1 protein-coding gene and 1 pseudogene are annotated in these 13272 nt (G+C 67.0%); both read left to right on the forward strand.

Going from position 1 to position 13272, the window contains the following annotated elements; genetic code table 11:
* Positions 1–254 precede the first annotated feature (254 nt).
* Positions 255–7250: pseudogene (locus OG225_RS06865) on the forward strand (SDR family NAD(P)-dependent oxidoreductase); the annotation flags it as partial.
* Positions 7251–7602: 352 nt separating this feature from the next.
* Complete coding sequence (locus tag OG225_RS06870; RefSeq protein ID WP_405180893.1) at positions 7603–13245, forward strand: type I polyketide synthase; 5643 nt, start codon at positions 7603–7605, stop codon at positions 13243–13245.
* Positions 13246–13272 lie beyond the last annotated feature (27 nt).

The raw sequence follows: 13272 nt of genomic DNA on the forward strand, positions 1-13272 counted from the left end.
TGAGTGGCATCGCGGCAATCGGACGTATGGAATCACACGACGACCCGACCGCGCAGAGCGACAGCATCCGCCGGTCTCTCCTAACCTCTGTCTCCCAGCTCGGAGTGAGAGGGCATACTGTTGACTGGGCCCAAATCGTGGAGACGCTCGTGGTGCCGGTTTCGCCAGCACGGTTGATACTTCCCGCTTATCCCTTTCGGAGGGCTCGGTACTGGCCTAACGAAGACACGGGACATGCGAAGGAATCGCTCGAACGGATCGACCATGCTGACCCAGATTCCTCGAAGACGTCGAATCTGAACACTCTGATGAATACATACATCGCAGATCTCCTCGGATACGCCTCGGGTGGGGCGGTCGACTCTCGTCGGACATTCAAAGATTTGGGATTCGATTCGGTAAGCGCGCTGGCATTGCGTAATAAACTAGTCGACGCGACCCAAATGAACCTTCCATCCGGAATAGTGTACGACTATCCGACCCCGGAAAAATTGGCGCGATTTCTCTCAGGGCAGCGAGATGATGCAGGTCCCGCACCCGTGACAGGACGCATCGATGATCCAATCGTAATCGTGGGAATGGCATGCCGTTACCCGGGAGGAATCGCGAACCCTGGAGATCTGTGGCGTTTGATTGCTGAAGGACAAAACGTCGTAGAGGAGTTTCCGATCGACCGAGGATGGGATCTGAGGGGCCTGGCGGAACAATGGCAACAAAGCCATGGTGCTGAGCTCGTGCAGCGCGGAAGCTTCTTGGACGATGCATTCCTATTCGACAACGAATTCTTCGGAATCAGCCCACGCGAGGCTGCGATAATGGATCCTCAGCAAAGACTGTTCCTCGAATGCGCATGGGAAGCGCTGGAAAACGCGGGCGTGGTTCCGGAGTCGATTCGCGGCAGCCGGACCGGTGTCTTCGTGGGAGCGATGGCTACGGACTACGGTCCGCGTTTGCACGAGGTTCCGGCTGGCTACGAGGGCTACGCGCTGACCGGACTGAGCAACAGCGTGGTGTCGGGTCGTGTGTCGTATGTGCTGGGGTTGGAGGGCCCGGCGGTGTCGATCGACACCGCCTGCTCGTCCTCGCTGGTCGCGTTGCATCAGGCGGTGGCCGCGGTACGCGCGGGCGAATGCGCGATGGCACTGGTCGGCGGTGTCACGGTGATGTCGTCTCCCGGAATCTTCGTGGAGTTTTCGCGGCAGAGGGGGTTGTCCGCGGACGGGCGATGCAAATCCTTCGCCGAGGCCGCTGATGGGACCGGGTGGGCCGAGGGTGTGGGTGTGCTGTTGGTGGAGCGGTTGTCGGAGGCGCGTCGTCGTGGGCACGAGGTGTTGGCGGTGGTGCGGGGTACCGCGGTCAATCAGGACGGTGCCAGTAACGGGTTGACCGCGCCGAACGGTCCCTCGCAGCGTCGGGTGATCCGGCAGGCGTTGGCCAACGCCGGGGTCGCGGCTACCGAGGTCGACGTGGTCGAGGCGCACGGCACCGGGACCCGGTTGGGTGATCCGATCGAGGCCCAGGCCTTGTTGGGCACTTACGGTCAGGACCGGCCCGCGGACGATCCGTTGTGGTTGGGGTCGATCAAGTCCAACATCGGTCACACCCAGGCCGCGGCCGGTATGGCCGGGGTGATCAAGATGGTCGAGTCGATGCGTCGCGGCCTGATGCCCCGGACGTTGCATGTGGACGCGCCGTCCTCGCACGTGGACTGGGACGCCGGGCAGGTCCGACTGTTGACCGAGGACCGTGAATGGACCACGCGGCGGGGTCGTCCGCGTCGGGCGGGGGTGTCCTCCTTCGGTGTCAGTGGCACCAACGCCCACGTCATCCTCGAACAAGCACCCGAAATCCCTGAGCGGGCCGACGAACCGCGCGTCACCGGCCACGACGGTACGGATCACAACCACAGTCACACCGATGCCGGCGGTGATTCCGACACCGGTTCGGGTGTGGTGTCGTGGGTGGTGTCGGGTCGTAGTCGTGAGGCGTTGCTGGCTCAGGCGTCCCGGTTGCGGGAGTGGGTGTCGGTGCGTCCGGAGTCGGTGCCGGGCGATGTGGCCTGGTCGTTGTTGTCGCGGTCGCGGTTCGAGCATCGGGCGGTCGTTACCGGCACCGATACCGCGGAGTTGGTCGCGGGCCTGGACGCGCTGGTGGAGAACACTCCTTCCGCGAGTGTGGTGTCGGGTGTGGTGCGTGCGGTGGGGAAAACGGTGTGGGTGTTCCCGGGTCAGGGCGCGCAGTGGACGGGGATGGGTCGGGGTCTGTACGAGGTGTTTCCGGTGTTCCGGGCCGCGTTCGACGAGGCCGTCACCGCGTTCGAGGAGGCTTTGACCGCTGCCGGCGGGAGCCCTGCCGGGGTGGGTGCTGGTGTGGGGTTGCGGGAGGTGGTGTGGGGTGAGGACGAGGCGGTGTTGAGTCGGACCCTGTATGCGCAGGGTGGGTTGTTCGTGGTGGGTGTGGCGGTGGCGCGGTTGCTCGAGAGTCATGGGCTGCGTCCGGATCATCTGATCGGGCATTCGGTCGGTGAGATCGTGGCCGCGCATGTGGCCGGGGCGTTGACCCTGTCCGATGCCGCGCGTCTGGTCGCCGCGCGGGGCCGGTTGATGCAGGCTCTGCCCGAGGGTGGGGTGATGGTCGCGGTGCAGGCCACCGAGGCCGAGGTCACCGCGCTGCTGGAGGACGGTGTGGAGATCGCGGCGGTCAACGCCCCGAACGCGGTCGTGGTCTCCGGCACCACCATCGCGGTCGAGCGGGTCGTGACACGGTTGGGTGAGGCCGGGCGGCGGGTGAACCGGCTGCCGGTCTCGCATGCGTTCCATTCGGTGTTGATGGCTCCGATGTTGGAGGAGTTCGCGGCGGTCCTGGCCACGATCTCCTTCACCGACCCCACCATCGCGTGGGTGTCGAACCTGGACGGGCGGCTCGTGGGTGAGCGTGCCGGCACGGTCGAGTACTGGGTGCGGCACGTGCGGGAAGCGGTCCGGTTCGGCGACGGTGTCGACACCCTGCGCGCGTCGGGAGTCGACACCTATGTCGTGGCCGGTCCCGATGGTGGGCTCAGCGTTCTGATCGATCGCTGCCTCGAACACCACCACACCGCCATCGGTGACGCGGGACAACCGGCGGTATCGCCGGTGGAAACGACCGTGACCGCGGTGCTGGGCAAGGGGCGCGACGAAGCCTCGACCTTGTCGATGACGCTGGCACGACTGGAGACCTCCGGGGTCGCGGTCGACTGGACCACGCTCTACCCCGGTGCGAAGCGAGTGTCGTTGCCTTTCTATGTGCTCGCCGAATTGGAATCCGATTCGAGTGTGACCGGTTCGGGTGTGGTGTCGTGGGTGGTGTCGGGTCGTAGTCGTGAGGCGTTGCTGGCTCAGGCGTCCCGGTTGCGGGAGTGGGTGTCGGTGCGTCCGGAGTCGGTGCCGGGCGATGTGGCCTGGTCGTTGTTGTCGCGGTCGCGGTTCGAGCATCGGGCGGTCGTTACCGGCACCGATACCGCGGAGTTGGTCGCGGGCCTGGACGCGCTGGTGGAGAACACTCCTTCCGCGAGTGTGGTGTCGGGTGTGGTGCGTGCGGTGGGGAAAACGGTGTGGGTGTTCCCGGGTCAGGGCGCGCAGTGGACGGGGATGGGTCGGGGTCTGTACGAGGTGTTTCCGGTGTTCCGGGCCGCGTTCGACGAGGCCGTCACCGCGTTCGAGGAGGCTTTGACCGCTGCCGGCGGGAGCCCTGCCGGGGTGGGTGCTGGTGTGGGGTTGCGGGAGGTGGTGTGGGGTGAGGACGAGGCGGTGTTGAGTCGGACCCTGTATGCGCAGGGTGGGTTGTTCGTGGTGGGTGTGGCGGTGGCGCGGTTGCTCGAGAGTCATGGGCTGCGTCCGGATCATCTGATCGGGCATTCGGTCGGTGAGATCGTGGCCGCGCATGTGGCCGGGGCGTTGACCCTGTCCGATGCCGCGCGTCTGGTCGCCGCGCGGGGCCGGTTGATGCAGGCTCTGCCCGAGGGTGGGGTGATGGTCGCGGTGCAGGCCACCGAGGCCGAGGTCACCGCGCTGCTGGAGGACGGTGTGGAGATCGCGGCGGTCAACGCCCCGAACGCGGTCGTGGTCTCCGGCACCACCATCGCGGTCGAGCGGGTCGTGACACGGTTGGGTGAGGCCGGGCGGCGGGTGAACCGGCTGCCGGTCTCGCATGCGTTCCATTCGGTGTTGATGGCTCCGATGTTGGAGGAGTTCGCGGCGGTCCTGGCCACGATCTCCTTCACCGACCCCACCATCGCGTGGGTGTCGAACCTGGACGGGCGGCTCGTGGGTGAGCGTGCCGGCACGGTCGAGTACTGGGTGCGGCACGTGCGGGAAGCGGTCCGGTTCGGCGACGGTGTCGACACCCTGCGCGCGTCGGGAGTCGACACCTATGTCGTGGCCGGTCCCGATGGTGGGCTCAGCGTTCTGATCGATCGCTGCCTCGAACACCACCACACCGCCATCGGTGACGCGGGACAACCGGCGGTATCGCCGGTGGAAACGACCGTGACCGCGGTGCTGGGCAAGGGGCGCGACGAAGCCTCGACCTTGTCGATGACGCTGGCACGACTGGAGACCTCCGGGGTCGCGGTCGACTGGACCACGCTCTACCCCGGTGCGAAGCGAGTGTCGTTGCCCTCGTATGCGTTCCAACGCCGACGGTACTGGCTCGACGCGGCCACCACCGGTGGCACCGATGCGGTGTCGTTGGGGTTGTCGGGTGCCGATCATCCGTTGATCGGGGCGGTGCTGGTCTTGCCCGAGACCGACGGGGTGGTGTTGACCGGGCGGTTGTCGTTGTCGACGCATCCGTGGCTGGCCGACTACACCGTGAGTGGTGTGACGTTGGTGCCGGGCACGGGCCTGATGGAATTGGCCTTGGCGGCCGGCCACGAGGTGGGCTGCTCGACGGTGCTGGAGCTGACACTGTCCGTTCCGTTGCTGCTTCCCACCACTGGCGGGATACAGATACAGGTGCGGGTCGGTGAAGCCGACGAATCGGGTACGCGGCCGGTACGTGTGTACAGCCGCCTGGAAGGTGACACGGCCACCCCGTGGACGTTGCACGCCGACGGATCGTTGGGTGTGGTGGTGGCCCTCGCCGAGACCGACCCGGCCCTGGCGGTGTGGCCGCCGCACGAGGCGATCGCGGTCGATGCGACCGATGCCTACGAGTTCCTGCTCGATCACGGCTACGGGTACGGGCCGGTGTTCCAAGGTTTGCGGTCGGTGTGGCGGCGTGGGGAGGAGTTGTTCGTCGAGGCGGTGTTGCCCGAGACCGGGGGAGACGGGTCCCGTTACGGGATGCACCCGGCGTTGCTGGACTCGGTGTTGCACGCGGTGGCGCTCGACACGATCCGAGATCCCCACACCGACACCGGCACCGGTCTCGGGTTGCCGTTCTCGTGGCTGCAGGTGGCTCTGCACGCCGAGGGCGCCGGCGCGGTACGAGCCCGTATCCGTCCCGCCACCGACGGCTCCGACGGTGTGTCGATCCTGGTCACCGACACCACCGGCCAGCCCGTGCTCACGGTCGGGTCCCTGGTCACACGCACCGTCGACCCCGCACAGTTGGTCGCCGCCACGACCAGCGACCCTCTGCACGTCGTGCGCTGGAACCCACTCACGACCGGACAACTCGCGCTCGGCTCGACCGCGAGCACCGAGGCCGTGGAGGTGTTCACCGGAGCCCGGGCGTTCACCGACCGGCTTGATGACGCCCCCGGCGATATGCCTTCGATCGTGGTCCTCGACCTCACCGACACCGACACCGACACCGGTGTGGTGGCTCGTGCGCATGTGTTGGCGTGTGAGGTGTTGGTCGCGGTGCAGGCCTGGCTGATCTCGAACAGGTTCGCGTCGAGCACGTTGGTCGTGCTCACGCGTGGCGCGGTCGGTGCGACTGGGGAGGCGCCCACCGATCTGGGCGCTACCACGGTGTGGGGTTTGGTTCGTTCGGCGCAGTCCGAGGACCCGGGCCGGGTCGTGTTGCTCGACACCGATTCCGGGATCGACACCGGAGTCGGGATCGGGATGGTCGCGGCGGCTGTGGCATCGGGCGAACCACAGGTCGTGGTCCGTGACGGGATCCTGCACGCGGCCCGACTGGTACGCCTGCCCGAGACCGCATCGACCGGGTCGGAACGGACCGACTCGGATTCGGCGGGTGTGTCGGGTTCGGGGACGGTGGTGGTGACCGGTGGTACCGGTGGTCTGGGTGCGGTGCTGGCTCGGCATCTGGTCCTCGAACACGGTGTCGGATCGCTGGTGTTGGCCAGTCGCTCGGGCATGGACGCGGCCGGCGCCGAGCAGTTGGTGGCGGAGTTGACCGGGCTGGGCGCGACGGTACGGGTCGTGGCGTGTGATGTGTCGCGTCGTGACGAGGTGACCCGGCTGCTGGCCGCGGTACCCGAGGACTTCCCGTTGGCCGGTGTGGTGCACGCCGCGGGCGTGCTCGACGACGGCGTGATCGCGTCACTGACCCCGGACCGGATGGCGAGGGTGTTCGCGCCCAAACTCGACGCCGCCGCGCATCTGCACGAACTGACCCGGGACAAGGATCTGGCGATGTTCGTCCTGTTCTCCTCGATCGCGGGTGTGCTGGGTGCGCCGGGACAGGGCAACTACGCGGCGGCCAACGCGTTCCTCGACGGACTGGCCACCCACCGGCGAGCGCACGGGTTGCCCGCGACCTCGATCGCGTGGGGCCTGTGGGACTCCGACACCGGGATGACCGGAGCCCTGGACCATGCCGACCTCGACCGGATGAGCCGTAGCGGTGTGCTGGGGTTGTCGACCGAGCAGGGCCTGGCCTGGTTCGACACCGCGATCACCGGCGACGAACCGGCCGTGGTCGCGGCGCGCCTGGACCGGTCGGTGCTGGCGGCACGAGCGCGTGCCGGGGCGGTGGCACCGTTGCTGGGTGAACTGGCCCCACCCACGCGTCGCCTCGCGGTCACCGATACCACCGGCGGTCACGACGGACTCCGGGCACGGATCGAGGGACTGACGGCAGCCGAACAGTTCCAGCTCATCCTCGACACGATCCGCGCCCAGGTCGCGGTCGTCCTGGGACACGACGGGCCCGACGCGATCGACCCCGAACGCAACTTCCAGGAACTGGGATTCGACTCCCTCACCGCGGTCGAGACCCGCAACCGACTCAACACCGCGACCGGACTCCGCCTCCCGGCGACCACGGTCTACGACTACCCCACACCCCACACACTCGCCCAACACATTCGAAGTGGGATAGTCCGGAACGAACGGCCTACAGAGAGTAGCGCGGCCTATTACCTAGATGGACTTGAAGCAGTTTCGGATAACTTGACGGGTCAGGTATCTGATGTAGAAATCATCACTCGACTTGAGAAACTCATTGCAAAATACCGAAGCAATACTCAGCCTTCGGAACGTGCTGGGGCGCGTGAGATCCTGCGCTCGGGGTCTACGGATGAGCTACTGAACTTTATCGATACGACACTTATGCGATAGCGAAGTCGATGTCGTTATAGCGCGACATTCTGGGCGGTTGTGGCTCAGCTCCGTAATCCAGTAGGTCCTTAAGCGGTTAGGAAATTTGATGACAACGCAAGATGCTCTCGTCGAAAGATTGAGGTGGGCTGCATCGGAGCTGTACGAAGCCAAGCAACAGCTTCACGAGCTGGTGTCGGAGCCGGTGGCGATCGTGGGTATGGGGTGCCGGTTCCCGGGTGGGGTGTCCTCGCCGGATTCGCTGTGGGACGTGGTGGCCGCGGGACGGGACGCGATCGCCGACTTCCCGGCGGACCGTGGCTGGGACGTGGAGGGACTGTTCGATCCCGAACCCGGGGTGGCGGGTAAGTCCTACACCCGTAGTGGTGGGTTCCTCTACGAGGCGGGCGAGTTCGACGCGGGATTCTTCGGGATCAGCCCGCGTGAGGCGCTCGCGATGGATCCCCAGCAGCGGCTGTTGCTCGAGACGGTGTGGGAGGCCCTGGAACACGCCGGGATCGCCCCGGAGACGTTGCGCGGCAGCAACACCGGCGTCTTCATGGGCGTCGGCGACGCACGCTACGCACTGTTCGGTGGTGGTGAGGATTCCGGGGCGGAGGGATACCTGTTGACCGGATCCCTGGCCAGCGTGGTGTCGGGTCGTGTGTCGTATGTGCTGGGGTTGGAGGGCCCGGCGGTGTCGATCGACACCGCCTGCTCGTCCTCGCTGGTCGCGTTGCATCAGGCGGTGGCCGCGGTACGCGCGGGCGAATGCGCGATGGCACTGGTCGGCGGTGTGATGGTGATGTCGACGCCGGGATTGTTCCTGGAATTCTCCCGCCAGCGCGGATTGTCTCCCGACGGGCGGTGTAAGGCGTTCGCCGAGGCCGCTGATGGGACCGGGTGGGCCGAGGGTGTGGGTGTGCTGTTGGTGGAGCGGTTGTCGGAGGCGCGTCGTCGTGGGCACGAGGTGTTGGCGGTGGTGCGGGGTACCGCGGTCAATCAGGACGGTGCCAGTAACGGGTTGACCGCGCCGAACGGTCCCTCGCAGCGTCGGGTGATCCGGCAGGCGTTGGCCAACGCCGGGGTCGCGGCTACCGAGGTCGACGTGGTCGAGGCGCACGGCACCGGGACCCGGTTGGGTGATCCGATCGAGGCCCAGGCATTGTTGGGCACTTACGGTCAGGACCGGCCCGCGGACGATCCGTTGTGGTTGGGGTCGATCAAGTCCAACATCGGTCACACCCAGGCCGCGGCCGGTATGGCCGGGGTGATCAAGATGGTCGAGTCGATGCGTCGCGGCCTGATGCCCCGGACGTTGCATGTGGACGCGCCGTCCTCGCACGTGGACTGGGACGCCGGGCAGGTCCGACTGTTGACCGAGGACCGTGAATGGACCACGCGGCGGGGTCGTCCGCGTCGGGCGGGGGTGTCCTCCTTCGGTGTCAGTGGCACCAACGCCCACGTCATCCTCGAACAAGCACCCGAACCCGATCTCCCCGGTCGGGGTGGGGACAGCTCCCCTGAATCCGTTTCGGACACAACCGGTTCGGGTGTGGTGTCGTGGGTGGTGTCGGGTCGTAGTCGTGAGGCGTTGCTGGCTCAGGTGTCCCGGTTGCGGGAGTGGGTGTCGGTGCGTCCGGAGTCGGTGCCGGGCGATGTGGCCTGGTCGTTGTTGTCGCGGTCGCGGTTCGAGCATCGGGCGGTCGTTACCGGCACCGATACCGCGGAGTTGGTCGCGGGCCTGGACGCGCTGGTGGAGAACACTCCTTCCGCGAGTGTGGTGTCGGGTGTGGTGCGTGCGGTGGGGAAAACGGTGTGGGTGTTCCCGGGTCAGGGCGCGCAGTGGACGGGGATGGGTCGGGGTCTGTACGAGGTGTTTCCGGTGTTCCGGGCCGCGTTCGACGAGGCCGTCACCGCGTTCGAGGAGGCTTTGACCGCTGCCGGCGGGAGCCCTGCCGGGGTGGGTGCTGGTGTGGGGTTGCGGGAGGTGGTGTGGGGTGAGGACGAGGCGGTGTTGAGTCGGACCCTGTATGCGCAGGGTGGGTTGTTCGTGGTGGGTGTGGCGGTGGCGCGGTTGCTCGAGAGTCATGGGCTGCGTCCGGATCATCTGATCGGGCATTCGGTCGGTGAGATCGTGGCCGCGCATGTGGCCGGGGCGTTGACCCTGTCCGATGCCGCGCGTCTGGTCGCCGCGCGGGGCCGGTTGATGCAGGCTCTGCCCGAGGGTGGGGTGATGGTCGCGGTGCAGGCCACCGAGGCCGAGGTCACCGCGCTGCTGGAGGACGGTGTGGAGATCGCGGCGGTCAACGCCCCGAACGCGGTCGTGGTCTCCGGCACCACCATCGCGGTCGAGCGGGTCGTGACACGGTTGGGTGAGGCCGGGCGGCGGGTGAACCGGCTGCCGGTCTCGCATGCGTTCCATTCGGTGTTGATGGCTCCGATGTTGGAGGAGTTCGCGGCGGTCCTGGCCACGATCTCCTTCACCGACCCCACCATCGCGTGGGTGTCGAACCTGGACGGGCGGCTCGTGGGTGAGCGTGCCGGCACGGTCGAGTACTGGGTGCGGCACGCGCGGGAAGCGGTCCGGTTCGGCGACGGTGTCGACACCCTGCGCGCGTCGGGAGTCGACACCTATGTCGTGGCCGGTCCCGATGGTGGGCTCAGCGTTCTGATCGATCGCTGCCTCGAACACCACCACACCGCCATCGGTGACGCGGGACAACCGGCGGTATCGCCGGTGGAAACGACCGTGACCGCGGTGCTGGGCAAGGGGCGCGACGAAGCCTCGACCTTGTCGATGACGCTGGCACGACTGGAGACCTCCGGGGTCGCGGTCGACTGGACCACGCTCTACCCCGGTGCGAAGCGAGTGTCGTTGCCCTCGTATGCGTTCCAACGCCGACGGTACTGGCTCGACGCGGCCACCACCGGTGGCACCGATGCGGTGTCGTTGGGGTTGTCGGGTGCCGATCATCCGTTGATCGGGGCGGTGCTGGTCTTGCCCGAGACCGACGGGGTGGTGTTGACCGGGCGGTTGTCGTTGTCGACGCATCCGTGGCTGGCCGATCATGCCGTGGGTGGTGTGGTGTTGGTGCCGGGTACCGGTTTCGTGGAGATGGTGCTGCGTGCCGGTGACGAGGTGGGTTGCGCGGTACTGCGTGAGCTGACCCTGCTCACGCCGTTGGTGGTGTCGGCCACCGGTGGGGTCCAGCTACAGATCGTGGTGTCGGGTCCCGACGAATCCGGTGACCGGGCGGTGTCGGTGCACTCGCGGTTGGACGGTCGCGACGGGTCCGGGGAATGGGTGATGCACGCCCAAGGCCTGATCGGTGATCGGGCAGACGATCTGGGACATCACGACAACGAGTTGGCGGTGTGGCCGCCGCACGAGGCGATCGCGGTCGATGCGACCGATGCCTACGAGTTCCTGCTCGATCACGGCTACGGGTACGGGCCGGTGTTCCAAGGTTTGCGGTCGGTGTGGCGGCGTGGGGAGGAGTTGTTCGTCGAGGCGGTGTTGCCCGAGACCGGGGGAGACGGGTCCCGTTACGGGATGCACCCGGCGTTGCTGGACTCGGTGTTGCACGCGGTGGCGTTCGACACGATCCGAGATCCCCACACCGACACCGGCACCGGTCTCGGGTTGCCGTTCTCGTGGCTGCAGGTGGCTCTGCACGCCGAGGGCGCCGGCGCGGTACGAGCCCGTATCCGTCCCGCCACCGACGGCTCCGACGGTGTGTCGATCCTGGTCACCGACACCACCGGCCAGCCCGTGCTCACGGTCGGGTCCCTGGTCACACGCACCGTCGACCCCGCACAGTTGGTCGCCGCCACGACCAGCGACCCTCTGCACGTCGTGCGCTGGAACCCACTCACGACCGGACAACTCGCGCTCGGCTCGACCGCGAGCACCGAGGCCGTGGAGGTGTTCACCGGAGCCCGGGCGTTCACCGACCGGCTTGATGACGCCCCCGGCGATATGCCTTCGATCGTGGTCCTCGACCTCACCGACACCGACACCGACACCGGTGTGGTGGCTCGTGCGCATGTGTTGGCGTGTGAGGTGTTGGTCGCGGTGCAGGCCTGGCTGATCTCGAACAGGTTCGCGTCGAGCACGTTGGTCGTGCTCACGCGTGGCGCGGTCGGTGCGACTGGGGAGGCGCCCACCGATCTGGGCGCTACCACGGTGTGGGGTTTGGTTCGTTCGGCGCAGTCCGAGGACCCGGGCCGGGTCGTGTTGCTCGACACCGATTCCGGGATCGACACCGGAGTCGGGATCGGGATGGTCGCGGCGGCTGTGGCATCGGGCGAACCACAGGTCGTGGTCCGTGACGGGATCCTGCACGCGGCCCGACTGGTACGCCTGCCCGAGACCGCATCGACCGGGTCGGAACGGACCGACTCGGATTCGGCGGGTGTGTCGGGTTCGGGGACGGTGGTGGTGACCGGTGGTACCGGTGGTCTGGGTGCGGTGCTGGCTCGGCATCTGGTCCTCGAACACGGTGTCGGATCGCTGGTGTTGGCCAGTCGCTCGGGCATGGACGCGGCCGGCGCCGAGCAGTTGGTGGCGGAGTTGACCGGGCTGGGCGCGACGGTACGGGTCGTGGCGTGTGATGTGTCGCGTCGTGACGAGGTGACCCGGCTGCTGGCCGCGGTACCCGAGGACTTCCCGTTGGCCGGTGTGGTGCACGCCGCGGGCGTGCTCGACGACGGCGTGATCGCGTCACTGACCCCGGACCGGATGGCGAGGGTGTTCGCGCCCAAACTCGACGCCGCCGCGCATCTGCACGAACTGACCCGGGACAAGGATCTGGCGATGTTCGTCCTGTTCTCCTCGATCGCGGGTGTGCTGGGTGCGCCGGGACAGGGCAACTACGCGGCGGCCAACGCGTTCCTCGACGGACTGGCCACCCACCGGCGAGCGCACGGGTTGCCCGCGACCTCGATCGCGTGGGGCCTGTGGGACTCCGACACCGGGATGACCGGAGCCCTGGACCATGCCGACCTCGACCGGATGAGCCGTAGCGGTGTGCTGGGGTTGTCGACCGAGCAGGGCCTGGCCTGGTTCGACACCGCGATCACCGGCGACGAACCGGCCGTGGTCGCGGCGCGCCTGGACCGGTCGGTGCTGGCGGCACGAGCGCGTGCCGGGGCGGTGGCACCGTTGCTGGGTGAACTGGCCCCACCCACGCGTCGCCTCGCGGTCACCGATACCACCGGCGGTCACGACGGACTCCGGGCACGGATCGAGGGACTGACGGCAGCCGAACAGTTCCAGCTCATCCTCGACACGATCCGCGCCCAGGTCGCGGTCGTCCTGGGACACGACGGGCCCGACGCGATCGACCCCGAACGCAACTTCCAGGAACTGGGATTCGACTCCCTCACCGCGGTCGAGACCCGCAACCGACTCAACACCGCGACCGGACTCCGCCTCCCGGCGACCACGGTCTACGACTACCCCACACCCCACACACTCGCCCAACACATCCAACAAGATTTGTTCGGAGTCGATTTATCTGCGTCGGCAGAAATTCGACCAGACGAACTATCGATTACCGATTCGGTTATTCGAAACATGTTGACCAGCATACCGATTTCCAAATTGCGTAAATCGGGTGCTCTGGACACTTTGTTGACACTGGTTGATTGCGAAGTGCTGGAACGCGACAGCGGGCCGGTCGACGCGTCGGATTCCGTTGCGATCATGAACGAGCTCGAGCTGATTAATCGTGCGCTTGAATATTGACGCTACTTTGACGCTCAATAATCGATC

This window comes from Nocardia sp. NBC_01377 (assembly GCF_045040005.1).
GTDB lineage: Bacteria > Actinomycetota > Actinomycetes > Mycobacteriales > Mycobacteriaceae > Nocardia > Nocardia noduli.

Bases quoted from the DNA above. Each gene is read 5' to 3' on its own strand.
- OG225_RS06870 (WP_405180893.1), top strand. From the start codon at position 7,603: ATGACAACGCAAGATGCTCTCGTCGAAAGATTGAGGTGGGCTGCATCG.